This is a genomic window from Streptomyces yunnanensis, from assembly GCF_029011865.1.
Classification (GTDB): domain Bacteria; phylum Actinomycetota; class Actinomycetes; order Streptomycetales; family Streptomycetaceae; genus Streptomyces; species Streptomyces yunnanensis.
This window is the reverse complement of the sequence record NZ_CP095749.1, coordinates 6,051,569-6,077,803: the sequence shown is the minus strand read 5'-3', so window position 1 is coordinate 6,077,803 and position 26,235 is coordinate 6,051,569. Positions and strand designations below refer to the sequence as shown.

The window sequence follows — 26,235 nt, the reverse complement described above, 5'->3', positions numbered from 1 at the left end:
GGGAGGGGTGGGGCGGGGCGCGGCGGGTGGGGGTGGGGCCGCCGCGCCCCGCATCAGGGGCAGTCCGGGGCGCGGAACGGGCCCGGACCGGTGGGGGGTCAGCCGGTGTAGGCGCCGAGTGCCTTGGTGAAGGCCAGTGGGGCCTGGTCGAGGGAACTGCACGTCGGCTGGGCGGAGTTGGTGGATCCACCGGGGCAGGGCCGGTCGCGGTTGGCGGACCACATGGCCAGCCAGGCCAGGTGCTTGCTCTGGGCGAACTTCACCAGGGCGGCGGCGTCGGCGGGCTTGAAGACCTCGCCCTGGACGTCGTTGACGCCGATCATCGGGGTGACCGCCACGGTCCTCCAGGCGTCCGCGTCGCCCAGGCCGAGGGCCTTCTTCAGCTGGGCCTGGGTGGCGGTGGCGGCCTGGGTGGCGTACGTGCCCATGTCGCCGTGGTAGGAGGAGCCGTAGTCCATCGCCATGATGTTGACCGCGGAGATCCGCGCGCCGTTCTGCTTGGCGTTGGCCAGGAGGTTGACGCCGTCCTGGGTGAGGCCCTCGGGCATCACCGGCAGGGTGAAGGAGACGTCGAGGCCCGGGTGCTGCTTCTGGAGCTGGGCGATGGCCTGGGCGCGGCGGGTGTTGGCGGCCGTGTCGGGCAGCGCGCCGCCCTCGATGTCGAAGTCCACCTTGGTGAGCTTGTACTGGTCGACGGCCTTGCCGTAGGCGGCGGCCAGTTGGGAAGCGGAGGAGCAGGCGGCGGCCAGCTCGGTGCCGTTGGCGCCGCCGAAGGAGACCCGGACGTCGCCGCCGGCCTTGCGCAGCGCCGGTATCTGCTTGGCCACCGCGTCGCCGCCGAGGTCGCCCGAGCCGCCCCACTTGGCGACGCAGCCGCCGCCGGAGGTGAGGAAGGCGAGGGTGAAGTGCTTGACCCCGGTCTGCCGCGCGGTGCCGGCCAGGTCGAAGGCCGGGGTGAGGGAGGTGTCGACGTACGGGGCGAAGCCGGCCTTGGCGCCGGCGGCGGGGGTGCCGGGCCGCGGGGCCTTGGTGGCCATCGCGGAGCCGGCGACGACGAACCCGCCGCCGACCGCCAGCGCGCCGGCCACCGCCGCGCCGATCACCACGGTCGTACGGCTCGTCCGGCGCCGGTGTGCCGAGGAACTCATCTCGTGCCTGCCTGTCGTCACATGGGGGGGTGGGGGCGCACCGAGGGGGAGGTGCGTCCTGCACGCTAGCGGCAGCGAAACGGACAAATGCCGGGTTCCGTATGGCGGTTGGCGGAATTATGGCCCCCTTAAGGAAGCGGAAGGGGGTGGTTAAGAGCCGGCGCCCCGGCCCGGGGAGCCGACGCCCGGTGCGGCGGTGCGGGCGGACCGCCGTCCGCGGGCGCCGAACACCCGGCCGCCGATCCGGCGCCGCAACCGGTGGCCGCGCCGGGCGCCGGCGGGGGCCCGCCGCCCGTCCAGGGCCAGCCAGACCCGGACCTCGGTGCCGCCCAGCACCGAGCGCCCGACCCGGACGTCGCCGCCGGTGGACTCCGCCAGCCGGCGGACGATGTCCAGGCCGAGCCCCGTGGAGCCGCCCCCGGCCGCCGCCGGACGGTCCTCCCGGCCGCCGCCCGACCAGCCGCGGCGCAGCGCGGCGGCCGGATCGGCGATGCCCGGCCCGGCGTCCGAGACCAGCACGATCACCGCGTCGTCGGCGTTGTGGACGTCGACGGCGAAGGCGGTGCCCTCGGGGGTGTGCCGGAAGACGTTGCCGAGCATGGCGTCCAGGGCCGCGGCGAGGTCGGGGCGGGCGACCGGCACCCGCACCGGGCGGTCCGCGCCGGCGACCCGGACGGTGCGGCCCTCGTCCTCGGCCAGCGCGGACCAGAAGTCCATCCGCGCGCGGATCACTTCGGCCGCGTCGCAGCCGGCCGCGGCGGCGGCCTGTGCGGTGTGCTCCCGCTGGGCGCGGGCGGTGCGGATGATCTGGTCCACCTCGTGCTCCAGTTGCTCGACGGCGGCCCGGGTCTGCTCGGCGGCCGGGCCGTCGCCGAGCGAGGCCGCGTTGAGCCGGAGCACGGTCAGCGGGGTGCGCAGCCGGTGCGAGAGGTCGGCGGCCAACTCGCGTTCGTTGGTGAGGAGTTGGACGACCTGGTCGGCCATGGAGTTGAAGGCGCTGGCCGCCGAGCGCAGCTCCTTCGGGCCGTCCTCCTGGACGCGGACGCCGAGGTCGCCGCGGCCCAGGTCGTGGGCGGCGGCGGACAGCCGCTCGGCGGGGCGCACCATCCGGGTGCCGAGCCGGTCGGCGACCGCGACCGACCCCAGGACCAGTGCCAGGCCGACGCCGGCCAGTACCGCCCAGGAGGTGGCCACGCCGTTGGTGAGCGCGCCGTCGGGGACGTACACCTCGACGACGGCGATGCCGGAGGCGACCGCGGTGGGCTGGAGCAGCGCGGTGCCGCCGGGGACCTCGGCGATGGAGGCCCGGCCGAGCCGGACGGCGGCGGCGACATCGGCGGGGGAGGCCCGGCGGACACCGACCTCGGTCGGGCTGCCGCCCTTGGCGGCCGCCGGGACGTGGATGCCGATCCCGCCGCCGGGGCCGGTCTCGGCGCTGGCCAGGGCCCGTTCCAACTGGGTGCGGTCGGTGGTGATGGCCAGGACGGGGCCGATGGCGGCGGCCTGCCGCTCGGCATTGGAGTAGGCGCGGTCGGAGGCCATCTCCTTGACCACCAGCCCCAACGGGACCGCGAAGGCGACCACGACCATCGTGGTGACCGCCAGGGCCACCTTGACCAGGGCCCACCTCACGGCGTCCCGCCTCTCCGCCCCTTCGGCGCGCCGCCCGCGAGGCGCGGCGGTGCGGCCGCCGCGGCCGCCGGGCGGGGCCGCCCCCGGCTCACCGGGGCGGCTCCAGCTTCACCCCGACACCGCGCAGGGTGTGCAGGTACCGGGGCCGGGCCGCGGTCTCGCCCAGTTTGCGGCGCAGCCAGGACAGGTGGACGTCGATGGTCTGGTCGTCGCCGTAGGACTGCTGCCAGACCTCGGCGAGGAGTTCCTTGCGGGGCACGACCACGCCGGGGCGCTCGGCGAGAAAGGCCAGCAGGTCGAACTCGCGGCGGGTGAGGTCCAGTGCGACGCCGTCGAGTTCGGCCTGGCGGCGCAGCGGGTCGATGGACAGCCCGCCGACCCGGGTCGCCCGTGAGGGCGGTTCGGCCCCCGGCGCCCCGCCCCGGGACCGGCGCAGTACGGCCGCCATCCGGGCCGAGAGGTGCTCGACCGAGAACGGCTTGGTGAGGTAGTCGTCGGCGCCGTCGTTGAGCAGCCGGACGATCTCGGCCTCGTCGTCCCGCGCGGTGGCGATGATCACCGGGACGTCGGTGATGCCGCGCAGCATCTTCAGCGCCTCGCCGCCGTCCAGATCGGGCAGACCGAGGTCGAGGACGACCAGGTCGAAGCCGACGTGCGCGACCTCGCGCAGCGCCTCCAGGGCGGTCCCGACGCTGCGCACCGCGTGCCCGGCCTCGGTCAGATGCCGGATGAGCGCGGAGCGTACGAACTGGTCGTCCTCGACCACGAGCACTCGTGCCATGGGCGGCACCGTACGCCATACGGGCGCGTTCCCCTGCGCACGGTTGACGACCGGACGGCGTCACCCCCGGTGGCGGGCGGGCGGATTCGCCCCCACCGGCGCCACGATGACGGCCTCCCGCGGCCCGTACGGGCCCGGCGCCCTAGGGCCTGTCGTCAAACTCCCGCCTGCCTCGCGACGCCTGGCACGCACGCTCTCCGCGTTGTCGGGCTCATCCCGGTACGCCCGGTACCGGGATGACCCTCCGCCTTGAGATCGCACGCACCAGACGCCGCGAGGCCCGCCCTCCGGGCGAACGACGGGAGTTTGACGACAGGCCCTAGCCGGGACCCACCATGTTGGTGTCGCCGACCTGCGGGTCGATGAGTCGGGGGCCGAACAGGCCGCTCCCCGAATGGTCCGGATCGGCGCTGGCCGGCGCGCTGAACACGGCCAGCGTGATGAGGGTTCCGACGATGAGGGCTGCGACACGGCGCATTGCACGAGCCTCCCGAGAAGTCGCTGATCTTTCGCTCACTCTGCCCGGGTTCCTCCACTTATACGCGCTAAATCCCTCTTGTGGCGGTTATATGACGCGGCGTCGGATCGGGAAAACCGAGGCGCCGCCCCGGCCCCGCACCGTCAAGCCCGCGTGGACGGGGTTGTTCTTTCCGCCGGCCGGCATGGTCCTATAGGGGGCATGGACAGAGGGAGTTCGGGGCGGGGCCTGGTGCACGCGGCGGCCTGGACGCTGGCGACCGGCGCCGCGGTCGCCCTGTCGTGGTTCGGCGTGCACACCGTGCTGTCCGGCACGGTGTACGACGCGCCGCGGGCGCTTCCGCTCTCCGACCAGGTGGCGTCCTCAGCCCTGCCGCAGGTCTCCTCCACTCATCGGCCGAAGCCGTCCGCCTCGCCGTCCGCGAGCCCCTCCTCCTCCCCCGCCGACGACCGGCCGCCGCGGACCGCGGCCCCGTCCCGCTCCCTGGACGCCCCCTCGTCCACCTCCTCGGCCCTGCCCGGCAGCGGCACCCCGGCGCCCACCGGCGACCGGATCCGCGGCTACGTCACCAACGGCGGCCGGGTGGTGCTCTCGCTGGGCGCCGACTCCGCCGAGCTGGTGTCCGCGACACCGAACGCGGGCTGGCAGATGCAGGTGTGGAAGCAGAACCAGTGGCTCCGGATCGACTTCACTGGCGGCGGCGCGCACACCTCGGTGATCTGCACCTGGAACGGCCATCCGCCACTGGTGGAGACCAGCAACCACGCGGCGTAGCACGGGAGTTGACGCGCCGCCGGACGTCCTTACGTGAAGACCCCGGCGGGCGGGGACGGCGAGGCGACCGCGGTGGCGTCGGTGACCGGGGCCGCGCCGCCGGTGAAGTCCAGCAGCGCCCGGCCGTGCTCGACCCGGCCGGCGTGCGGGTCACCGGCCGCCCGCCGGGTCAGCTCGGCGACCGGCAGCGACCGGTCCGCGGCGAGCAGCACCGCGTTGCCGAACCGCCTGCCGCGCAGCACGGCCGGCTCGGCGGTCAGGGCCAGCTCGGGGAAGACGGTGTGGACGGTGGCTATCTGGCCGCGCAGGAACGCCAGCGGCGGCCCGTCGGCGAGGTTGGCCGCGTAGTGGCCGCCGGGCCGCAGCGCCCGGCGCACCTCCGTCACGAACTCCACGCTGGTCAGGTGCGCGGGTGTGCGGGCGCCGGCGAAGACGTCGGCGATGACCAGGTCCGCCCAGCCGTCCGGGATCCTGGCCAGCCCGGCGCGGGCGTCCGCACCGCGCACCCGTATCCGCCAGGTGCTCTCCAGCGGCAGCCGCTCACGGACGAGCTGGACCAGTGGGGTGTCTATCTCCACGACCTGCTGGGTCGACCGCGGCCGGGTCGCGGCGATGTACCGGGCCAGGGTCAGGGCGCCGCCGCCGAGGTGGACGACGCGCAGCGGCGCACCGGGCGGGGCGACCAGGTCGGCTATGTGCCCCAGCCGCCGCTGGTAGGAGAACTCCAGGTACGCCGGGTCGTCGAGGTCCACGTGGGACTGCGGGGCGCCGTCTATCAACAGCGTCCAGCCGCGCGGCCGGTCCCGATCGGGTCGGAGTTCCGCGACCCCGCCGCCCACCGTTCCGGTGACGGACTCCGGGCCGCGCCCGCGCCTACTTCTCGCCATGCCTCCAGTATGGCGGTCCGCCGTGGCACGATATCCGCAGGTCAGGGTCGGTGCGAGAAGCCAGGCGGCGGACCGCCCGACGGCCGGAGCCGCGGGCAGCCCGCCTGGTGTGCCGCGACCCGAGCCGGTCCGATGTCCCTTCGGACCGGCTCCGGATCACTTGTTGACGCAGTGGTTACCGAACGCCGGGTTCAGCAGCGCGACGAGGACGTTGACGCTGTTGCCGCACACGTTGATCGGAATGTCGATCGGGATCTGGATGACGTTGCCGCTGAGGACGCCCGGCGAATGCTTGGCGATCCCCTTCGCGTGCGCGCCCCGGCCATGGTGACGGCCCTCCTTGAAACGGCCGTGGCTCTTGCCGTGGTGCCCGCCCTCGTAGGCGGTGGCGGCGCCCGCGCCGCTCAGCACCAGGGCTGAGGTGGCCGCGGCCATCGCGGCGGTCTTGACGAACCGCTTCATCCCATTCTCCTTTTCAGCTCGCGTATGGGGCATCGGACACAACGACCAATATGGGTTACGGATACGGCCGATACCACTTAAGCGGATTCATTAGGCTGACTGGCTGGCGGACGACCGGTGGAAAACGGGGGTGGGATCGCGGCGCGCCTGCCGCGATTTCCAACATGATTTCTGCCAGAGTGCTCTCCTGTTTGACTGATTGAAGTCGGAGAGGACCACATGCCGAAGTCGATGGACCGCACCAGGTGCGGCGCGGTATGCGCGCTCGCGACCCTGGCTTTGTCGGCCGCTCTGACTTCGGCTGTGGCCGCCCCGGCTCCCCCGGAATCCCCGCGCATTCCGTTCGCCGAGCGCTTCCACAGCACCGGGCACGGCGGTTTCGCGCGGGCCGCCGGCACCTCGGTGACCTGCCGGCCCGTGCCGCACCGGGCGGGGCCCGCCGGCCCGCCCTGTGCGGCGTCCCGGCGGGCCGGCCGCACCACCGTCGCCCGAACGGCGTACCTCGACAGCGACGACGACCCGCGCACCGTCGGCTCCAGCAGCGCCCGGCTACGGCTGCCGGCCGGCTCCCGGGTGCGCTACGCCCGGCTGTACTGGGGCGGCGACCTGCGTCCCGGCGGGCCCCGGGCGGCCCGGGACACCGGTCAGGTGCTGCTCGCCGGGCCCCGCGGCCGGTACGAGGAGGTGCGCGCGGACGGCCCGATCGGGCGCCGCAGCACCGCCCGGACCGACGCCTACCAGGCGTCCGCGGACGTCACCGCCCTGGTGGGGCGCGGCGGCCCGGGCACGTACACGGTGGCCCGGACGGCCACCGGGCACCGGGCGGCGCGGGCCGGGTCCTGGGGCGGCTGGGTGCTGGTGGCCGCCTACGAGAACCCGCGGGAGCCGCTGCGGCGGCTGACGCTGTGGGACGGATTCGAGGCGCTGGGCGGGAAGCGCCGGGCGCTCGCGGTGGAACTGCCCGGGCTGCGCATTCCGGCGCATTCCCGGGGACGGGCCGGGGTCGTGGCCTACCGCGGAACGCCCGGCACCCACGGAAAAATCTCCGCCCGGGCCGGTCGCATTACTCCGGTCGCGCTCCATGGTGCGGCCGATCCAGCGAATGTGGGGCCGCAATCGATGCGCCCGAATTCCGGTCGGCGGGCGCCGGGTAGGGGCACATACCACAACGCCCTCGGTTTTGATTCCGATGTCTTCGACCTGACGCCGGCGCTCCGGTCCGGAGGCGACCGGCTGGCATTCCGCTTCACCACCCGAAAGGCGGGTTATTTGCTCGGCGCGCTCTTCGTCCAGGCCGATCTCCGGCGCTGAGCGGCGGGCTTCGGCAATTCCCGCGGAGTTTTTGACAGCTCGGTAATCAGGGGAGCAGTGCGCGTGCCGCCACAAGACCCGCCGTCCCAGGAGCGGCTCACGGTCCTGCATGTGTCCCAGCCGGTCGACGGCGGGATCGCCCGGGTCGTCGCCGGCCTGGTCCGTTCCCAGGTGGCGGCCGGGCTGCGGGTGGTGGTGGCCGCGCCGCCCGGCGGCACCCTGCACGTGGAGGCCGCGGTCGCGGGCGCCGAGGTGGTGCTCTGGCCGGCCCGCGGCGCCCTCGGCACGGCGCTGTCCGCGTCGGCGCGGCTGGCCCGGCTCGTCCGGCGCACCGGCCCGCACCTCGTGCACACCCACGGTGCCCGGGCCGGGTACGCCGTCCGGCGGGCGGTGCGCGGGCGGATCCCCACCGTCCACCAGCCGCACTGCTGGCCGTTCGAGGATGGTGGGCCGGCGGGCCGCACGGCGCGGGTCTGGGAGCGGTACGCGGCCCGCTGGACGCACCGGATGCTGTGCGTGAGCGAGGCGCAGCGGGCGCGCGGGACGGCCGTGGGCGTGACCGGCCGCTGGGTGGTGATCCCCAACGGCGTGGACCTGCGGCGGTTCGCTCCCGCCGACGACGACGGCCGGGCGGCGCTGCGCACGTCCCTGCCCGCGCTGCGCGACGCGGTGCCGGCCGGGGCGCCGCTGGTGGTGTGCGTGGCGCAGCTGTTCCCGCAGAAGGGCCTGCCGACGCTGCTGCGGGCCTGGCCCCAGGTGACGGCGGCGGTCCCCGACGCGCGCCTGGCGCTGGTCGGCGACGGGCCGGACCGGGCGGCGCTGCACCGGGCCGCGCCGCCCGGAGTGCTCTTCACCGGCGCCGCCGACAGCGTCGCCCCCTGGTACCAGGCGGCAGACCTGGTCGTGGTGCCGTCCCGGTGGGAGGGCATGGCGCTGGTCCCCCTGGAGGCGATGGCGTGCGGCCGGGCCGTGGTGCTCAGCGACGTCGGCGGGGCCCGCGAGTGCCTGCCGGCCGACGCCGCGGACGGCTGCCTGGTGCCGCCGGGCGACCCGGCCGCGCTGGCCCGGGCCGTCATCACCCTGCTGGCCGACCCCGAACGGCGGACCGCGCTCGGCGAGCGGCTGCGGGACCACGTGCGGATGGCCCACGACGGGCAGCGGGCGGCCGGCGCGGTGCTGAACCTCTACCGCGAACTGCTGGCCGTGCCGCCCGTCCTGACCGTGCCGCGGGCCGAGCGATGACCGCCGAGCGCGCGGACGCTCCCCCGGCGCACGCGGGACGGCACGCCCGGCCGCCCGCCGGGGCACTGCCCCGCCCCGCCGCCCCGGCCGCCGCCCCGGTGGCACCGGCGCCCCCGGCCGGGCCGCGCCGCGCCGGGCCGTCCCCGTCCTGCTGGCGGCGGCCGACGCCCTGGCCACGGCCGGCGCGGCCCTCCTCGTCGACACCGACCCGGCACTGCTCGCGGGCCTGGTGCCGGTCCTGCTGCTGCTCAACTCCCGGGCCGGGCTCTACCGTCCCGGCCCGGCCCCGGCCGCGCTGGACGAGGTGGCACCGCTGCTGGGCCGGGCCGCCGCCGGCTGGTGCGCGGCGGGCGCGGCGCTGGCCGCGCTGCACCCCGGGCTCGCGCTGGGCCCGGTCGCCCTGCCCGCCGCGGTGGCCGCCCAGGCGGCGCTGGCCGGCACCGCCCGGGCCGTGGTGTACCGGGCGCGACGGGCCACCGCCCGGCGCCGGCCGCGGTCGACGCTGCTGGTCGGCCCCGAGCCGGTCGCCCGGCAACTGGCCGCGGCGCTGCTGGCGCACCCCGAGTACGGGCTGCGCCCGGTGGGCGTGGTGCCGACCGGGCCGGCCGCGCCGCAGGGCGCCCCGGCGGGCGCGGCGCCGCCGCTGCTCCGCTCGTCCGACGCGCTCACCCGCGCCGTCATCCGGTACACCGTCCGCGACGCGGTGTTCCTGGTGCCGCCGGAGAGCGACCCGTACGCCGCGGCGCTGCTGCGCCGGTTCCTCGGCCAGGGCACGGCCGTCTGGCTGGCCGGCGCCGCCGCGGCCCGCGACGGCCGGCCGCCGGGGCCCGGCGCCGGCCACCTGTGGGGCTTCGCCTGCCGGCCGTGGGAGGCCGGCCGCGCCCGGCCCGGCGGACCGGCCAAGCGGGCGCTGGACCTCGTCCTGGCGTCGGCGGCGCTGCTGCTGACGCTGCCGCTGCTGCTCGGTTGCGCGCTGGCGGTACGGCTGGTGGACGGGCCCGGGGTGTTCTGCCGGCTGCCCCGTCTGGGCCAGGACGGCCGCCGCTGCGCCCTGCTGCGGTTCCGCATCGCGCGCCCCGGCACCCCGCCCGGCGGCCTGGGCCGCTGGCTGCGGCGCACCTCGCTGGACGGGCTGCCGCAGCTGTGGAACGTGCTGCGCGGCGAGCTGAGCCTGGTCGGGCCGCGCCCCGAACGCCCGTCCCGGGCCGCCGAGTTCGCCCGCCGCCACCCCGGCTACGCCGCCCGTCACCGGATGCCGCCGGGCCTGACCGGCCTGGCCCAGGTGCACGGGCTGCGCGACGGCGCCCGTGCCGAGGAGCGGGCGCGCTTCGACAACCTCTACATCGACGGCTGGTCGCCGGGAGGGGACCTGCGGATCCTGCTGCGGGCCGCGGCCCGACCGCTGTTCCGGCGGGAGGACGGATGACCCCGACCGGCCGCCGCCCGCAGCCGCGGCACCGCCGCGCGCGGCCCCCCGACGAGGCCGACCCGGCCGCTGACCAGGCCACCCTGGCCGCTACCCCTGGAGGGATCCGGTGAAAGTCCTGCACGTCATCACCGGCCTCGAAGTGGGCGGCGCCGCGCAGCAGCTGCGGCTGCTGCTGCGGCGGCTGCCCGCCCACTGCGAGGTCGTCACCCTGACCCGACCCGGCCCGCTCGCCGAGGCCATCGAGGCGGACGGCACCCGCGTCACCCACCTCGACATGACCGGCAACCGCGACCTGTCGGTGCTCCCCCGCCTGGCCGGCCTGATCCGCGCCGCCGACCCCGACCTCGTCCACACCCATCTCTACCGGGCCTGCGTCTACGGCCGGATCGCCGCCCGGATGGCCGGCGTCCGGGCGGTGGTCGCCACCGAGCACTCGCTGGGCGACGCGGTCATCGAGGGCCGGCGGCTGACCCGCGGCGTCCGCACCCTGTACCGGGCCACCGAACGGCTGGGCTCGGCCACCGTCGCGGTCTCCGACACCGTCGCCGCCCGACTCCGCCGCTGGGGCGTCCCCGCGCGGCGGATCCACGTGGTGCCCAACGGCATCGAGGCGCACCGCTTCGCCTACGACCCGGCGGCCCGGGCCGCGCTCCGGGCCCGGCTCGGCCTGCCGCCCGACGCGTTCGTGGTCGGCGGCGCCGGCCGGCTGGTGCCCGGCAAACGGTTCGACGTCCTGGTCCGCGCGATCACCCAACTCCCCGGCATCCACCTGCTGCTGGCCGGCGACGGACCGGAGCGGGAGCTGCTGCAGCGGATGGCCGGGCAGTTCGGCTCCGGCGACCGGATCCACCTGCTCGGCGCCTACGGCGGCGCGGACGGCCCGGTGCCCGGCGACGGGCCGGACATCCCCAGGATGCTGTCGGCCATCGACGTCTTCGTCTCCCCTTCCCCCGACCAGGCGTTCGGCCTGGCGACGCTGGAGGCCCTGGCGTCCGGTCTGCACGTCCTCTACGGCAGCTGCCCGGCCGTCGACGACCTCCCCGACGACCAGGCCCCCGGCGCCCACCGCTTCGGCCACGGCGTCCACGAACTGGCCACCGCGCTACGGGAGTTGCGCCGCACCGAGCCCGGTCGGCTGCCCGTACCCCCGGTGGTGCGCCGCTACGACATCGACCGCAGCGCCCAGCAGTTGATGGTCGTCTACGAGGAGGCCCGCGACGCGGCGCGCCGGGCCCGCCCGGCGGCGAAGCTCACCGCGCCGCCCGTCGGCCCCCCGCCCCAGGGGCTGCCCCCGGGCTTCACCCTGCCCGACCCGTCGCCGGCCCCGGCCCCGGACGGGCACTCGCTCTCCAAGCGCTGACGGGCGACAGCGGCGGCACACGAAGCGGTGGAGGGCGGCACCGGCCGCCCCTCCACCGCTTTTTGTCGCCGGCCGCCTCACTGGCAGCGGTCGACCGCCTCGATCGTGCGGGCCGCCTCGCCCAACGCCGCCCGCAGCACCGCCGGGTCGGTGGCGTCGGCGTACGCGCCGTCCGGCGGCACCAGCCAGCCGGTGCCCTGCACCGGCGGCTCCGGTGCCGCGCCGCCCTCCGGCCCGCCCAGGGGGATGCCGCGCCCGGACGTCTGCGTACAGGCGCTGCCCGGCACGTCCCATCCGGCGGCCGTCCCCGGCGGGACCAGGAAACCGAGCGTGTCGCAGGCGCCGTCGTGCAGCACCGGGCCGACGCCGTCCCGCAGCCGCAGGATGTCCACCGCCTCCAGTCCCTGCCGGGCCGGCACCGTGACCAGGTCACAGGGCTGGGCGACGATCCCGGGGGCGATGCGCCCCTCACGGCCCGCGACCCGGCCCGCGGACTCCTTGCCGACCCTGCTGACGCCGGTCTCCCACACGGAGAACCCCTCCTCCTGCACGCGCCACACCCTTTACACCGTCTTCAACGGAGAAACGCGTCAACAGCTACGGCGGCGGAACGCTGCAAAGGATGGCACTTCATGGCGGATCGCGGGTGAGATATTCCGGTTTGTAGCCAAACACAGGGTGGCGGACCCGTCACAGCCGGTACCGTCGTCCCGCCGCACCGCCAGGACGCGGCAAGGTCACACGATGGCACGGAGGAGGGCCGGCCTGGTGGATCGGGGTCGGGCCCGGCCGTGATCCACCGGGCCGACCCTGGGGCACGGAGAGGTCCGCCATGGCGTCGCAAGCTCAACGTCCAGCGTCGTCCCGCACCGCACCCGCCCGCCCGAACACCGCCTTCCGACAGCTGCGCGGCCGGCTGTCGCCCGGCGAGTTCGCGGCGGCGGTCCGACGGTCCGCCCGTGAGATCGGCGAGCAGGTCTCGTGCGACGCCCGCTATGTGGGCCGCGTCGAGTCCGGGGAGATCCGGTGCCCGAACTACGCCTACGAACGGGTGTTCCGGCACATGTTCCCGGGGCTGACGCTGCCCGACATGGGGTTCGCGCCGCGGGAGACGGTACGCGGACGGCGGGCGCCGAAGGGGCGGGCGGCGTCGGGCGCCCCGGTGGAGCCGGTGCTCGCACCGGGGACCCCCGCGTCCCTGGCGACCGACCCCGACCACCGCGATACCCGTATCCAGAACTGCGAGGAGAGCGACGTGCTACGTCGCGCGTTCATCACCGGCGGCCCGGCGGCCGCCCTGGGCCTGGCCGGCCTCTGCCCGCCCGGCCCCCCGCCGCACGCATCGGTCCCCAGGCCGTCGAGCCCGCTCGACCAGGGCAGAGTGCCATCGCCCGACGGCTTCGCCGCGACCGTGCCCGGGCCCCGAACCGCCTCCGGCAGCCGGGCCGGCGCCGCCGAGGCCACCGCCGTCGAGGAGGCCGTCCGCCGGATCCGCCTACTGGACGACCGGCACGGCGCCGACGGCCTCTACCAGCGCGCCGCCCAACCCCTCCGCATCGCCTACGAGCTGCTCGACGCCGGCATCCAACGCCGCGCGGTCTACGACCGGTTGCACGCCGGCGCCGGCGAACTCGCCATCTCCGTCGGCTGGCTGGCGCACGACTCCGGCCGCTTCGAGGACGCCCGCTCGCACTACGCGGAAGCGCTGTCCACCGCCCGGGTCTGCGGCGACGCGGCCCTGGAGGCGCACGCGTTCTGCAACACCGCGTTCCTGGCCCGCGACGCCGGCCGGCCGCGCGAGGCGGTGCGGGCCGCGCAGGCCGCCCAGCAGGCCGCCAAGCGGCTCGGCTCGCCGCGGCTGCGGTCGCTGCTGGCGCTGCGCGAGGCCGGCGGCTGGGCCGGGCTCGGCGACCGCACCGGCTGCACGCAGGCGCTGGCCCGGGCCGAGCGGCTGTTCGCGGCCGGGCCGAGCGAACGCGACCCGGAGTGGATGACCTTCTACGGAGAGGCCGAACTGGCCGGCCTCACGGCGCAGTGCTGGTCCGCGCTGGGCGAGCGGGGGCGGGCGGCGGAGCTGGCCCGCCACGCGGTGGCACTGCAGGATCCGCACTTCACCCGCAACATCGCGCTGTTCACCGCGGAGCTGGCCGGCAACCTCGCGGCCAGCGGCGCCGCCGAGGAGGCCGCAGCGGCGGCCCTCCAGACGCTCGCCCTGCTGACGCAGGTCCGCTCGGCCCGGATCCGGGCGATGCTGGACGCCCTCGCCCGCGCGCTCCGCCCGTACCGCAGCTGCGCCCCGGTCGCCGCGTTCCTGGGGCGGTACCGGGCGGCCGGCGACGCCGCGCGGTGCCAGCCGTCCTGACCCCCCGGTGCAGGCACCGGCTCCACCGGTGCGGCCGACGCCGCGCCCCCAGCCGGGTGCCGGCTCAGTCGAGGTGGCCGGTGTCGTTCCAGCTCACCACGGCCGGCTCGCCGTAGGCCCAGCCGAGCACCGACAGGGACGTCGGCGCCAGCCGGAGCCGCGCCGCGAAGGAGACGTCCAGGCCCAGCCAGCGCGCGCCCAGCACCCGCAGGATGTGGCCGTGCGCGAAGACCAGCACGTCGCGGTCGGCCGAGCGCGCCCAGTCGACCACCGCGTCGGCCCGCGCGGAAACCTCGGCGAGCGTCTCGCCCGCCGGCACCCCGTCCCGCCAGATCAGCCAGTCCGGCCGGTCGGCCTTGATCTGCGCCGGGGTCAGCCCCTCGTACGCGCCGTAGTCGATCTCCAGCAGCGCGTCCCACTCCTGGGCCCGCGGCCCGAAGCCGGCCAGCTCGCAGGTCTCCTTGGCGCGCACCAGGGGGCTGGTGCGGACCTCGACGTCCGGCAGGCCGTCCCAGGGGGCGTGGTGCAGCCGCTCGCCCAGCAGCTTGGCGCCCCGGCGTCCCTCGTCGAGCAGGGGGATGTCGGTGCGTCCGGTGTGCCGGCCGGAGACGGACCACTCCGTCTGTCCGTGCCTGGCCAGGAGAATGCGCGGTGCCATGGGTCGTACCTCTCGCCGGATTCCCGGCTTGTCGTCGTGCTCGGCTGGGCGCGGGCGGCGCTGACCGCGGCCCTTCCATCATCGCGTACCCGCCGGGAAGCCGGCCGGGGGCCTCGGCCGAGGGCCCGGCGCCGGCCGATCCGCCGCGCCGGGGAGGATGCGCGAGCTTGGGGACCGGTGCCCGTACCGGGGGTGTGAGATGCCAGACTTCGGCGGGTGAACGTTTCCCGCGAAAGCCGACCGAGCCTGCGGAAGCAGTTGACCGAGCTGCGCGGACCCGGCGTGCGCCCCCGCTCGCTGGACGCCCGCGCGCTCGCCGCGCTCGCCGCCAACCCCGGCTGCCGGCGCCGGGCGCTGCTGGACGGCGCCGGCGTCGACAAGGGCGCGCTGGCCCGCGCGCTGGGCTCGCCCGCGGCGTACGGCCAGTCCCAGTTCGCCCTGGTCCGCGGCAACTCCTTCGAGGCCCGGGTGAAGGCCGACGGCGGCCTGGAGCTGTTGCGGCTGGTGTGCGAGCGGCTGGCGCCGGGCACGGCGGCACCGGAGGACGGCGCGGTCGCCCGGCCCGACCTGTCCGCGGCCGGTCCCGAGGGCCGGGCGGCGCGCACCGCGCTGGCGCTGCGCGAGGCGACCGCGGCCGGCGGCTGGGCGCTGCTGGACCACCCCCTGCTGGCCATGGAGGTCGCCGGCTCCCCCGCCTACGTGGAGCCGGACGCGGTGGTGGTGCACCCGGACGGCAGCTGGACGGTCGTCGAGATCAAGTCCTTCCCGATGATCGACGGGACCGCGGACGCCGCCAAGGTCGGCGCCGCGGCCCGGCAGGCCGCCGTCTACGTCCTCGCCCTGGAGGCGGTGGCGGAGCACACCGCGGCGCACACCGGCCGCCCCGCCCGGGTCCGCGACCGGGCGCTGCTGGTCTGCCCCAAGGACTTCTCCAACCTCCCGACGGCCGCCGCCGTCGACGTCCGCAAGCAACGCGCCACCACCCGGCGCCAGTTGGCCCGGCTCACCCGTGTCGAGGAGATCGCCGCCGCGCTGCCCACCGGGACCACCTTCGACCTGCGGCTGACCGACGACGGCCAGACCCCGACCCGCCCGGCCGCGGAACTGGCCGAGGCGGTGGACGCGGTCACCGCGGCCTACGCCCCGGAGTGCCTGGCCGCCTGCGAACTGGCCTTCCACTGCCGCCGGCGGTCCCGCCAGGACGGCGCGGTGGAGAGCCTGGGCCGCGGCCTGCGGGGCGAGTTGGGCGGACTGCGCACCATCGAGGAGGCGCTGGCGGCGGCCGGCGGCGCACCGGGGGCGGACCCCGACGACCCGGCCGTGCAGGCCCTCCGCACCGCCGCCGCACTGCGCGCCGCGGCGCTCTCCGGCCGCGCGCCCCGTCAGGGAGAGGACACATGTCGCTGATCGAGACGCTGGCCCGGATGGAGGCGGTGGCCGCGGGCCGCGCCCAGCCGCTGACCACGGTCCGCCACCGCCACCTCGCCGAACGCCCGCTGGTCCTGGTCCCGTTGACCACCGCTGGCGAGGCCGGCGCCCCGCTGGGCGCCCTGGTCGGCACGGACCGGGAGAAGCCCCTGCTGCTGACGGTCCCCCAGCCCCGCGACCGCGACCTGCGGTTCGGGTTCCTCGCCGACCTCGCCGAGGCGGTGCTGCCCTATGTGGACGGCTTCGCCGACGACGTCGAGTTCGAGGAGCGCAAAGAGACCGACGCGGAGACCGGCCAGAAGGTCCCGGTGCAGGTCGAACTGTGCACCGACGCGCCGCAGGTGATCGTGCCCAGCGCGGCCGGCATCGACTACGTCCGGCTGCTGGGCCGCTCCATGCGGTTCCGGCGGACGGCCGAGCAGGAGCCGGAGACGCCGCACCCCGCGCCGCCGCACGTTCCGCTGCTGGGCCGCTGGTTCACCCACCTCGGCGAGCGGGCCCGAGTGCCCGGCGCCGGTCTGCTGCTGTCCATGACGGGCCTGCTGACCCGCCACTGGGCGACCGGCCAGAGCGTCCTGGAGGACCAGCACCTGGGCGCGCTGCTCGCCTGGATCGCCCCTCCGCCCGGCGTACCGGCCCCGCAGGCGGCCGAGTACGCCGAGGCCGCGCGCGACGCGGACGGCCAACTGCGCTGCCCGCCGGCCGGTCCCGCCACCGACCCGGCGTTCGACAACCGGCTGCTGGCGCCCGCGATGGCCGGCTACGACGCCGGTCTGCCCGGCGCCGAGGAGGCCCTGCGCACCCTCGTCGAGAGCCAGCTGCGGCCCACCTGGGACGCCGTCTGGCAGGGCATCGACCTGCTCCGCGGCCTCCCCGAGGGCGCCCGGGTCGCCGACCGCTGGAAGCGCGACCGCTGGTCGTACACCGCCCACCGCGACCGGATCCGGGCCGGGGAGCCGCCGCAGCCCAAACAGGACGACGCGGTCACCGCCGCCCGGAAGCTCGCCGCCCGGGAGGCCGCGCAGGCCCAACTGGACGCCCAGGAAGCCCTGGACGACCCCCTGGTGATGGCCGCCCGGCGGCTGGCCGGCGAGGCGCTGTACGGCACGGTCACCGCCGTCGAGATGGCGTTCTCCGAGGGCCGGCGGCCGATGCCGCGCCCCCTGGTGACGCTGCACACCGACGACCGCCCCCAACTGTCCGAGGGCGTCAGGGTCCACCGCCCGCTGGCCGACGGCCGCACCCAGACCGCCGAGTTCGTCGGGTACGCCGCCGGCGGGGAGGGCGCGCCGGTGGTCCGGCTCACCGGCGGGATGGGCCGCGGCCGCACTCCCGAGCCGGGCTCGGTCCCGGAGCCCGGCGAGACGACCTGCTGGACGCTCTTCGAGCACGCCCCGCGCGGCGGCCCGGGCCTGCCGGAGCCGGAGGACACCCCGTGGACGCACGGCGGCCCGCCGTCCGGCCCCGGCGACGCGCCGCCCGCCGCGCCCGACCCGGTGACCCTTGAGGACTTCCTGTGACCGGATCGCCCCGCCGCCGTCGGCCTCCGGCGCCGCGCGGCCACCGCCCGACGCCCGCCCACTCCCCGGAGAGCGCCCCGGCATGACGCCCCCTCAGCCCCTGCCCGTCCCGCCGCCGGTCGACCCCGCCACTGCGGCGGCCGAGGCCACCGCAGCGATCCTCCACGACACCCTGCACAGCCCCCGGCGCGGCGTGGTCGTCGACTCCCCGCCGGGCGCCGGGAAGTCCACCCTGGTGGTCCGCGCCGCCCGCGAACTGGCCGCCGCGGGCCGCCGGTTGATGATCGTCGCGCAGACCAACGCCCAGGTCGACGACCTCGTGCTGCGGCTCGCCGCGAAGGACCCCGAACTCCCCGTCGGCCGCCTGCACAGCAGCGAGCCCGGCGCCTTCGACCCGGCCCTCGCGGACCTCCCCGCCGTCCGCACCTCCGCCAAGATCGCCGACCTCACCGCGCTGGACGTCGTCGTCTCCACCGCCGCCAAGTGGGCCTACACCAAGGTCGAGGAGCCCTGGCGGCACGCCATCGTGGACGAGGCGTACCAGATGCGCTCGGACGCGCTGCTGAGCGTCGCCGGCCTCTTCGAGCGGGCACTGTTCGTCGGCGACCCGGGCCAGCTGGACCCCTTCAGCGTCGTCGGCGCCGACCAGTGGGCCGGCCTCTCCTACGACCCCTCCGCCAGCGCCGTCGCCACCCTCCTCGCCCACAACCCCGACCTGCCGCAGCACCGGCTCCCGGTCTCCTGGCGGCTGCCGGCCTCCGCCGCGCCCCTGGTGTCCGGCGCGTTCTACCCGTACACGCCGTTCCGCAGCGGCACCGGCCCCGGCGACCGGCGGCTGGCGTTCGGCGTGCGCGGCGACGGCTCGGCCGTGGACCGCGTGCTGGACGAGGCCGCGGAGTCCGGCTGGGGCCTGCTGGAGCTGCCCGCCCGGCACACCCCGCGGACGGACCCGGAGGCGGTCCGCGCCGTCGCCGGGGTCGTCCGCCGGCTGCTGGACCGCGGCGGGGCCGCCACCAGCGAGCTCCCCCAGACTTCGTCCGGGGGGACCCCCATGCACCGGCCGGAGCCGCTGACGGCCGCCCGGATCGCGGTCGGCACCGCACACCGCGACCAGGCCGCGGCGGTCCGCGCCGCCCTCGCCGGGCTGGGCGTGACCGGTGTCACGGTGGACACCGCCAACCGCCTCCAGGGCCGCGAGTTCGACGTCACCGTCGTCCTCCACCCGCTCTCCGGCCGCCCCGACGCGACCGCCTTCCACCTGGAGACCGGCCGCCTGTGCGTGCTCGCCTCCCGACACCGGCACGCCTGCATCGTCGTCTGCCGCGCCGGCGTCACCGAGCTGCTGGACGAACACCCCGCCACGGAACCGGTCCAACTCGGCGTCACCGTGAAGTTCCCGGACGGCTGGGAGGCCAACCACGCCGTCCTCGCCCACCTCGCGGAACACCGGGTCGCCTGGCGCCCCTGACCGGACGGAGTCCGGCACGCCGCCGGAGGCGGCCCGGAGTTACGGCCCCGGACGGCTGGGAGGCCAACCACGCCGTCCTCGCCCACCTCGCGGAACACCGGGTGGTCCTGCAGGCGTGATCGTCCCGCGCACCACGGCTCCGGGCCCCCTTGCGCGGAGCGGGACAATGGAATGCGGCAGACAACGATGGAGGTAGGTACATGTCCGAGCCGCAGTCGGCTCCCGATCCCCGCGGTACGGCGCCCGCCCCCCGCCGCATGAAACCCGCGCAGCTGCTGTTCGAGCCGCCCGAGGCCACCGCCGATCCCGAGCACTTCTTCGGGCTGGAGTCGATGGAGGACCCCGGCGCTCTGCTCGGCCGCGCGACCGAGCTCACCATCGCCTTCCGGGCGGCGGCGGACCGCGCGACGGAGTTCCAGGCGATGGCCGCCGCGCAGCTGACCGACCCCCGTCGCTTCGACCGGCTGCCGCTCGCGGAGGTCGCCGAGCGGGCCGACTGGACCGAGGACTACGCGCAGAAGATGGTCGAGTTCGGCCAGAGCCTGATGCGCAGCGGCAGCACCGTGCCGCCCGACATCGACTGAGCGCCGGTGCCGGGCGTCGGCGGGTGGGCACGTGCGCGCCGCGGGGGCAAGGGGCCGGGCGGCCCGGGAGCCTTCGCGCATCGGCCGGCACCCCCGTCGATCGCCCCGGCCCCCGTCACATACGTCACATCCACCACAGGCGCCCCTCTCGGCTCAGGACCCAAGATCATGAGCCGCTGGCATATGCGGGGAGGGGAAGATACTCCCCGCCGCCCCGCCCTGTCCTGATTTCCGCCAATCGACTCGGCACGGGCGCGGGAAGTCGATAGAACCTGTCCCATGAGCGACTGGCTGCCTGAGACTCCCCGGAACCTGGCCTTCCCGACGACGGCGTATGTGACCCTCGCCGGGGCCGACTGGCTCGCCTCCGCCAGCCCACACCCGGAGGGGATGCACATGCTGTGGGCGGAGCGGCCCACGGCGCCGAGCGTGCTGCCGTGCGGGGCGGTCTTCGACGTGATCAACGCCCCGGCGCTCTTCGGCCGGCGCATGGTGGACCGCCTGTGGTCGGCCGGCCCCGGGTCGGGTCCGGTGGCCACGCACCGGGGCCGGATCCTGCTCTTCGCCTCCCCCGGCACCGCGCAGCGGCTGCCCGCGCTGCTGGCCTGGGAGGAGTGGGGCAGCGCGGTGCCGCACCTGCTGTGCCACGGCAGCGGGGACGCGGTGACGGTGCCGCCGCTGCACCCCCGTCCCCGTACCGCCCGCACGGGGACGGCGCGGGCCGCGGGCGCCGGGCGCGGGCGGGCGGTCGGGCACCCCGCCGAGGGTGCCGAGCCGGGCGATCCCGCGGCGTCCACCGGTTCGCGCTGGCTGGTGGCGCCGGACGTCCGCGACCCCTGGCTGCCGGGGCCCGACGTGCTGTTGTGGGCCTGTGTGCGGGCCGCCCGCGGCGGGCTCGGCGCGGACCAGGAGACCGCCCGCCCGCACCAGGAACCCGCCGTGCACACTGCGGACACCGCGCTCACGGGCGGCTGAGGACCATCGATTTTTGCCCTCCCCGGCCAGGATGCTAATGTTTTCCCCGTCAGCAGGCGCCGCTAGCTCAGTTGGTTAGAGCAGCTGACTCTTAATCAGCGGGTCCGGGGTTCGAGTCCCTGGCGGCGCACAGACGGTCGAAGGCCCCCACTCCGGTGGGGGCCTTCGGCGTGCCGGGGGTCATGCGGTGCTGCGGGTGACCTTGACCGCCCATTCGCCGTCGGTGGTGCGGCCCTCGACCTGGATGCGCACGCCGTCCTCGGTGTCGTTCATGCTCTCCCCGACGCCGAGCGGGGCGTCGGCGAGCGGCGGGTAGACGGAGGAGCCCCGGCAGGCGGAGGTGCCGGGGTGGCCGTCGAGCACCTGGACGGGGCCGGAGCCGGACGCGGTGGTGCTGCGGACGCGGTAGACGAGGACGCCCTCGGTGCACAGGGAACGGTCGTTGCCGCCCGCGACGCGGGCTTCCATGGCGAGTGCGCTGTCGGGGCCGGTGCGGACCACCAGGAGGCGGGGGCGGTGGCGGTCGTCGGGGTCGTCGGGGGCGGAGAGCGGGCGCAGCGCGTGCATCCGGGGGTGGTCCAGGCCGACGCAGTCGACCTGGGCGTCGGTGATCCAGCCCAGCCGCCACTTGTGCCAGCCGAAGGGGTCGGGGGCCAGCCCGAACTGGCTGCCCATGAGGTCCCAGTCGCCGACGTAGGTGTCCCAGTCGCCGTGGCCGTTCTCGGGGCGGTGGTAGAGGTCCGGCAGGTCGAAGACGTGGCCGGTCTCGTGGGCGAGGACGTTGCGATCGGGCGGGCTGTGCTCGAAGACGGTGACGAAGCGGCGGAGCTCGACGCCGTCGGCGTGCATGGGCTGGTCGAGGTTGACGACCTTGGTGGCGTCCGAGTCGACGCCGGGGGCGCCGGGGTCGGCGGTGAGGTAGACGAGGTCGTAGCGGCTGAAGTCGATGACCGGGTCGGCGGCGGCGACCGCGTCGCGGAGGTAGGCGGAGCGGCGGCCGGAGTCCCAGTCGCGTTGTATGCCGTACGAGGTGGAGGGGTGCGGCATGCGGACCCAGCGGTTGTGGACGTGGGTGCGCAGGCGGAACTTGCCGTACGAGGCGCGCTCGAAGAAGCGGGAGGTGGCGGGGAAGTAGTCGCCGGAGAGCTGCTGGGGGGAGGTGGTGGGCCTGGCGTCGGGGAAGGACAGGAAGATCATCACCGCGTCGAGGTGGCGGTCGGGGCGGGGGTAGGCGCTGTCCCAGCCGTCGACGCCTTCGGAGTGGTGGGCCTCGGTGCGTCCCAGGGCGCAGGAGAGGGCGGCTTCGGAGGCGGTGGCCGGGCCGGCGACGATCGAGGTCGCGATGAGCGCGCTCAAGGAGGTGGCGACGGCTGCGACGCGCCGCATGCGGCGGCTGTCCACCCCGTGGGGTGTCTGTACGCGCGGCACGTAGACCTCCAGGGGTGGATTCGGGACACCCACTTACCCTGTGGTGATTTCATGGTCTTCGTCCTGATATGGCAGCCCGAATGAGTGACCCGCGCGCCTCCCCCGCCTCGTAACGGAAAGTCACAAGCGACTAAAGGTGCAATAGGGGCGAACAGAGCCGTGCAGAATTGGCTGAACTTCCGTCATGCGTGCGGATGGTCACGGCTTCGTCGCTGGATCGGCCCTCGTGCCAGCCTCTATGATCGCCACACTTTCCAGCGCGAGGTCCCCCCTCCGTCACGAGACAAGCGCCACGCGGGAGCGAGCAGTGAGCGGACACCCCGACAGCACGGGCCGCATGCCCGGAGCGACACTGCCCTCGGTGACGGAGCGTGATGGTTCGACCAGAGGCCCCGATGCCCGGACCGCATCGCCGCCCTCCCCTGCCGCTGCGGACGGCGCGACCGGCCCGCCGTCGTGCGACGCCTCGGCGCGCTGCGACGGCACCGCCGCCTCGCTCGGCGACTACCGCGCCGCCTTCCACACCGCGAGCCTGCCGATGGCCGTCCTCAACCGCGACGGACTGGTGCTCGCCGCCAACCCCGCGCTCGGCGAACTGGTGGGCGCCGACCCGGACGAGCTGATCGCCGCCAACGCCGCCGACCTCACCGACCTGGGCGCCGACCCGAGGGTGTGGGCCGCCTACCGCGAGGTGCTGTGCGGCCGCAGCGAGCGGCTGCGCTGCACCCGGCGGCTGAAACGGTCCGACGGGGCGTCAGTGTGGGTGGAGGTGACGGTCGAGCCGGTCGCCGAGGGGCAGCCGGGCGGTGCCGAACGGGTGCTGCTGTCGGCCGCGGACATCAGCGACCGGCACGATCTGCTGGCCCGGGTGCGGCATCTGCAGATGCACGACCCGGTGACCCGACTGCCCAACCGCACGCTGTTCTTCGAGCGGCTCACCGCGGCGCTGGAGGCGGCCTCCTTCGAGCGGTCGGGCACCGGCCGGATCGGGCTGTGCTACTTGGACCTGGACGGCTTCAAGGCGGTCAACGACACCCTGGGACACCGGGTCGGCGACCGGCTGCTGAGCGCCGTGGCGCAGCGGCTGACCCGCTGCGCGGAGAGCGCAGCGGAGCGCGGGCCGGGCCGCGGCGGGCATCTGGTGGCGCGGCTGGGCGGCGACGAGTTCGCGCTGCTGGTCGAGAACTCCACCGGCACCGACCAGCTGGCGGAGCTGGCGCAGTCGCTGCTGGACGCGCTCCAGCGGCCGTTCGACCTGGCCGGGCAGCGGCTGTCGGTGTCGGCGAGCATCGGCGTCGTGGAGCGGGCCGCCGGCGGAACCACCGCGACCGGGCTGATGCAGGCCGCGGACACCACGCTGTACTGGGCCAAGGAGGACGGCAAGGCCCGTTGGACGCTCTTCGACCCGGAGCGCAACGCCCACCGGATGACCCGGCAGGCGCTGTCCAGCACGCTGCGGCCGGCGGTGGACCGGGGGGAGTTCACCCTGGAGTACCAGCCGCTGGTCGGGCTGGGCGACGGCCGGGCGCAGGGGGTGGAGGCGCTGGTGCGGTGGCGGCACCCGCAGTTCGGGGTACTGGCGCCGAATCGGTTCATCGCGCTGGCCGAGGAGAACGGCGCGATCGTGGAACTGGGCCGCTGGGTGCTGGAGCGGGCCTGCTATCAGGCGCGGGCCTGGCAGCTGGCGCACCCCGGGGGGCAGCCGCTGTTCGTCAGCGTGAATGTGGCCGTGCGTCAGGTGTGGGACTCCGACCTGGTCGCGGACGTCGCCGGGATCCTGGCGGAGACCGGGCTGCCGCCGGGGCTGCTCCAGCTGGAGCTGACCGAGTCGGCGGTGATGGGCTCGGCCGGCCGGCCGCTGCAGGCGCTGCAGGCGCTCAGCGACATGGGCGTGCGGATCGCCATCGACGACTTCGGCACCGGCTACTCCAACCTCGCCTACCTCAGCCGGCTGCCGGTGTCGGTGCTGAAGCTGGACGGGTCGTTCGTGCACGGCTTCCGCTCGCAGGAGCACCCCAATCCGGCGGACGAGATGATCGTGGAGGCGCTGGTCGCGCTCGCGCACCGGCTCGGGCTCACGGTGACCGCGGAGTGCGTGGAGAGCGCCGAGCAGGCCGAGCGGCTCCGCCGGATCGGCTGCGACACCGGCCAGGGCTGGCTCTACTCCCGGCCGGTGGCCCCGGACCGGGTGGAGGCGCTGTTGGACGCGGGGCGCGCCTGCGGCTGAGCCGCGCCCCGCGCGCCCGGTCAGCCCCGCGGGAAGTCGTAGGCGTCCGCGATCAGGTCGTAGGAGCGGCGGCGGACCTCGCCGGTGTGGGCGTTGGCGGTGATCATCAACTCGTCGGCGCCGGTGCGCTTGGCGAGGTCGTCGAGGCCCTGGCGGACGGCGTCCGGGGTGCCGTGGACGACGTTGCCGAGCCAGCTGTCGACGAAGTTCTGCTCGACCTCGGTGAAGCGGTGGGCGGCGGCCTCCTCGGGCGTGGGGACCAGGCCGGGGCGGCCGGTGCGCAGCCGGATCATGGCGAGCGCGCCGGTGCGGACCTGACGGAGCGCCTCCTGCTCGTCCTCGGCGGCCAGCGCGGAGACGCCGATCAGGGCGTAGGGCTCGGCGAGCGTCTCGGAGGGGCGGAACGAGGCGCGGTAGAGGTCAAGTGCGGGAAGGGTGTTGGCCGCGGAGAAGTGGTGGGCGAAGGCGAACGGCAGGCCGAGCGTGCCGGCCAGGCGGGCGCTGAAGCCGGAGGAGCCGAGCAGCCACAGCGGCGGGCGGTGCGGGGACTGGACGCCGCCGGGGGCGGCGGCCTGGACGGGGCCGGGGACGGCGTGGATCCGGGAGTACGGGTGGCCGTCGGGGAAGGAGTCGTCGAGGAAGCGGGTCAACTCGGCGAGCTGCTGCGGGAAATCTTCGGCGCCCTCATGGAGCCGTTCGGTGCGGCGGAGCGCGGCGGCGGTGGCGCCGTCGGTGCCGGGGGCGCGGCCCAGGCCCAGGTCGATGCGGCCGGGGGCCATCGCCTCCAGGGTGCCGAACTGTTCGGCGATCACCAGCGGGGCGTGGTTGGGCAGCATCACGCCGCCGGAGCCGAGTCGGATGCGGTCGGTGTGCGCGGCGAGATGGGCCAGGAGCACCGCCGGCGAGGAGGAGGCGACGCCGGGCATGGAGTGGTGCTCGGCGACCCAGTAGCGGTGGAAGCCGCGGCGCTCGGCGGTGCGGGCGATGTCGACGGCGGTGCGGACCGCGGCGCCGGCGGTGGAGCCGGCGCCGACCGTCACCAGGTCGAGCACGGACAGGGGGACGGGTGCGGTGCCCAGGGCGGTGCCGGGTATCCCGTCGCCCCCGGGCCGGTCGTCGGTGCTCGGGGTCTGCTGGTCTTCGCCGCTCACGGTGCGGGTCCTCCTCGCGTCGCGCGTGGTGACGTCGTCGGGGGTTCCGACGCCGGTGGTCTGCGAGCAGGACAACCGGAGCAATGCTCCGGTTATTCCCGGGCGGGGACGGGAATTCCGTGCGGGCGGGGCGGCGGGACCTACGCGCCGACCGCGCGGGAGAAGAGGGCGCCCAGCTCCGGGCGGGCGAGCGGCCGGTCGAGCAGCCGCAGCCCCTCCCAGACCGTCACCTGATTGGCGGTGAGGACCGGTTTGCCGAGCGCCGCTTCGAGGGCGGGCAGGTGGGCGGCGGTGTGCAGGGCGGTGTCCGGCAGCAGCACGGCCTCGGCGTCCGGGTGATCGCCGGCGCGGGCCAGGGCCAACACCTCGTCGCGGCCCCAGGTGCCGACCTCGGCGGCGGTGATGATGCCGCTGCCGCGGGTGGCGACGACCTCGGCGCCGGCGGCCTTGAGGAACGCGTGGAAGTACGCGGCGACGTCGGCGGGGTAGGTGGCGGCGATCGCGACCCGGTGGACGCCGAGCGCCTGGACGGCGTGCGCGAAGGCGAAGGAGGTGCTGGAGGCGGGCAGCCCGGCGATGGCCGACAGCTCCCGCACCTGCCGCTGGGCGCCGTCCCAGCCGAAGACGAAGCTGGCGCTCGTACAAGCCCAGACGACGGCCTCGGCGCCGCGGTCCCGCAGCGCGCCGACGCCGGCCGCGAGCCGGGCCGCGGAGCCCATCTCCAGCAGGGCGTCGACGCGGTGGGCGTCCTCGCCGATGTCGGTGTGGACGAGCGGCAGGCGGACCGCGCCGCCCAGGAGGGCCTCCAGGCGGGGGTAGTCGTCCTCGGCGGAGTGGCCGGGGTAGAGGAAGCCGACCGATGCCATGCAGTTCTCCTTCTCCGTTGACCGGGCTTCTCGGAGCGCCGTAGAGTTCCCTCGTCCCACAAGG

The 26,235-nt window shown here is 75.8% G+C and carries 22 protein-coding genes, 1 tRNA gene and 1 pseudogene; 13 read left to right on the top strand and 11 right to left on the bottom strand.

Translation table 11 applies throughout. The annotated features are described in order from the left end of the window. Positions 1-98 precede the first annotated feature (98 nt). The 4 genes and pseudogenes from MOV08_RS26580 to MOV08_RS26565 all read right to left on the bottom strand — a co-directional run. Positions 99-1,031, bottom strand: a pseudogene (locus MOV08_RS26580) (chitinase); the annotation flags it as partial. Between the two features lie 267 nt (positions 1,032-1,298). Next, positions 1,299-2,780 carry a HAMP domain-containing sensor histidine kinase gene (locus MOV08_RS26575; RefSeq protein ID WP_275309125.1) on the bottom strand — a complete coding sequence of 494 codons (1,482 nt, stop codon included), beginning with the start codon at positions 2,778-2,780 and terminating at the stop codon, positions 1,299-1,301. A gap of 88 nt (positions 2,781-2,868) precedes the next feature. Further along, positions 2,869-3,561 carry a response regulator transcription factor gene (locus MOV08_RS26570; protein WP_039636196.1) on the bottom strand — a complete coding sequence of 231 codons (693 nt, stop codon included), beginning with the start codon at positions 3,559-3,561 and terminating at the stop codon, positions 2,869-2,871. 319 nt (positions 3,562-3,880) lie between these two features. After that, a complete protein-coding gene (locus MOV08_RS26565) occupies positions 3,881-4,039 on the bottom strand; it encodes a hypothetical protein (protein ID WP_159030886.1) in 159 nt (52 codons plus the stop codon). 201 nt (positions 4,040-4,240) lie between these two features. Between MOV08_RS26565 and MOV08_RS26560 the strand changes: the two genes are divergently transcribed. After that, positions 4,241-4,813 carry a hypothetical protein gene (locus tag MOV08_RS26560; protein ID WP_039636194.1) on the top strand — a complete coding sequence of 191 codons (573 nt, stop codon included), beginning with the start codon at positions 4,241-4,243 and terminating at the stop codon, positions 4,811-4,813. Between the two features lie 29 nt (positions 4,814-4,842). On the opposite strand, the gene MOV08_RS26555 is transcribed toward MOV08_RS26560, so the two are convergent. Both MOV08_RS26555 and MOV08_RS26550 read right to left on the bottom strand, forming a co-directional pair. Next, complete coding sequence (locus tag MOV08_RS26555) at positions 4,843-5,700, bottom strand: spermidine synthase (protein ID WP_275309124.1); 858 nt, start codon at positions 5,698-5,700, stop codon at positions 4,843-4,845. A gap of 156 nt (positions 5,701-5,856) precedes the next feature. Beyond that, positions 5,857-6,162: a chaplin gene (locus tag MOV08_RS26550; protein ID WP_039636190.1), complete on the bottom strand. Its 306-nt coding sequence runs from the start codon at positions 6,160-6,162 to the stop codon at positions 5,857-5,859. A 303-nt stretch (positions 6,163-6,465) separates the two neighbouring features. Here MOV08_RS26550 and MOV08_RS26545 point away from each other — a divergent pair, with 303 nt between their 5' ends. From MOV08_RS26545 to MOV08_RS26530, 4 genes are all read left to right on the top strand, one after another. Then, entirely contained in the window at positions 6,466-7,473 is a 1,008-nt protein-coding gene (locus tag MOV08_RS26545; protein ID WP_275309122.1) for a hypothetical protein, read from the top strand. A gap of 63 nt (positions 7,474-7,536) precedes the next feature. After that, a complete protein-coding gene (locus MOV08_RS26540) occupies positions 7,537-8,715 on the top strand; it encodes a glycosyltransferase family 4 protein (RefSeq protein ID WP_275309120.1) in 1,179 nt (392 codons plus the stop codon). A 229-nt stretch (positions 8,716-8,944) separates the two neighbouring features. Further along, positions 8,945-10,141, top strand: coding sequence for a sugar transferase (locus MOV08_RS26535; protein ID WP_275309119.1), 1,197 nt, complete (start codon positions 8,945-8,947; stop codon positions 10,139-10,141). A gap of 109 nt (positions 10,142-10,250) precedes the next feature. Next, on the top strand, positions 10,251-11,504 hold the full coding sequence (locus tag MOV08_RS26530; protein ID WP_039636184.1) for a glycosyltransferase: 1,254 nt from the start codon (positions 10,251-10,253) through the stop codon (positions 11,502-11,504). Positions 11,505-11,581: 77 nt separating this feature from the next. Here MOV08_RS26530 and MOV08_RS26525 read toward each other — a convergent pair whose 3' ends face one another. Then, entirely contained in the window at positions 11,582-12,064 is a 483-nt protein-coding gene (locus tag MOV08_RS26525) for a hypothetical protein (RefSeq protein WP_420834218.1), read from the bottom strand. Positions 12,065-12,336: 272 nt separating this feature from the next. Here MOV08_RS26525 and MOV08_RS26520 point away from each other — a divergent pair, with 272 nt between their 5' ends. Further along, complete coding sequence (locus MOV08_RS26520) at positions 12,337-13,866, top strand: NsdA family TPR-like regulatory protein (protein WP_275309117.1); 1,530 nt, start codon at positions 12,337-12,339, stop codon at positions 13,864-13,866. 64 nt (positions 13,867-13,930) lie between these two features. Here the strand turns inward: MOV08_RS26520 and MOV08_RS26515 are convergent, their stop codons facing one another. Beyond that, positions 13,931-14,524: a histidine phosphatase family protein gene (locus MOV08_RS26515; protein ID WP_039636178.1), complete on the bottom strand. Its 594-nt coding sequence runs from the start codon at positions 14,522-14,524 to the stop codon at positions 13,931-13,933. Positions 14,525-14,740: 216 nt separating this feature from the next. On the opposite strand from MOV08_RS26515, the gene MOV08_RS26510 reads away from it, so the two are divergent. The 6 genes from MOV08_RS26510 to MOV08_RS26485 all read left to right on the top strand — a co-directional run bounded on the left by MOV08_RS26510 (position 14,741) and on the right by MOV08_RS26485 (position 20,629). Continuing rightward, entirely contained in the window at positions 14,741-15,931 is a 1,191-nt protein-coding gene (locus MOV08_RS26510; RefSeq protein WP_275309116.1) for a hypothetical protein, read from the top strand. Beyond that, positions 15,922-17,472: a hypothetical protein gene (locus MOV08_RS26505; protein WP_275309114.1), complete on the top strand. Its 1,551-nt coding sequence runs from the start codon at positions 15,922-15,924 to the stop codon at positions 17,470-17,472. Before MOV08_RS26510 ends, MOV08_RS26505 begins: the two co-directional genes overlap by 10 nt. Before the next feature lie 82 nt (positions 17,473-17,554). Then, the gene (locus tag MOV08_RS26500; RefSeq protein ID WP_275309113.1) at positions 17,555-18,940 is read left to right on the top strand and encodes an AAA domain-containing protein; all 1,386 of its coding nucleotides are present in this window, start codon (positions 17,555-17,557) and stop codon (positions 18,938-18,940) included. 200 nt (positions 18,941-19,140) lie between these two features. Then, positions 19,141-19,524 carry a hypothetical protein gene (locus MOV08_RS26495; RefSeq protein WP_180990174.1) on the top strand — a complete coding sequence of 128 codons (384 nt, stop codon included), beginning with the start codon at positions 19,141-19,143 and terminating at the stop codon, positions 19,522-19,524. 279 nt (positions 19,525-19,803) lie between these two features. Continuing rightward, positions 19,804-20,499: a bifunctional DNA primase/polymerase gene (locus MOV08_RS26490; protein ID WP_275309111.1), complete on the top strand. Its 696-nt coding sequence runs from the start codon at positions 19,804-19,806 to the stop codon at positions 20,497-20,499. Between the two features lie 56 nt (positions 20,500-20,555). Then, positions 20,556-20,629 (top strand) — tRNA-Lys (locus tag MOV08_RS26485). A gap of 50 nt (positions 20,630-20,679) precedes the next feature. Here MOV08_RS26485 and MOV08_RS26480 read toward each other — a convergent pair. Next, entirely contained in the window at positions 20,680-21,885 is a 1,206-nt protein-coding gene (locus MOV08_RS26480) for a M6 family metalloprotease domain-containing protein (RefSeq protein WP_275309109.1), read from the bottom strand. A gap of 403 nt (positions 21,886-22,288) precedes the next feature. Between MOV08_RS26480 and MOV08_RS26475 the strand changes: the two genes are divergently transcribed. After that, positions 22,289-24,154, top strand: coding sequence for a putative bifunctional diguanylate cyclase/phosphodiesterase (locus tag MOV08_RS26475; protein ID WP_039636172.1), 1,866 nt, complete (start codon positions 22,289-22,291; stop codon positions 24,152-24,154). A gap of 20 nt (positions 24,155-24,174) precedes the next feature. Here the strand turns inward: MOV08_RS26475 and MOV08_RS26470 are convergent, their stop codons facing one another. Both MOV08_RS26470 and MOV08_RS26465 read right to left on the bottom strand, forming a co-directional pair. Further along, entirely contained in the window at positions 24,175-25,305 is a 1,131-nt protein-coding gene (locus MOV08_RS26470) for an LLM class flavin-dependent oxidoreductase (protein WP_052287521.1), read from the bottom strand. 140 nt (positions 25,306-25,445) lie between these two features. Next, positions 25,446-26,171, bottom strand: coding sequence for a maleate cis-trans isomerase family protein (locus MOV08_RS26465; RefSeq protein WP_275309107.1), 726 nt, complete (start codon positions 26,169-26,171; stop codon positions 25,446-25,448). Between the last annotated feature and the right edge of the window lie 64 nt (positions 26,172-26,235).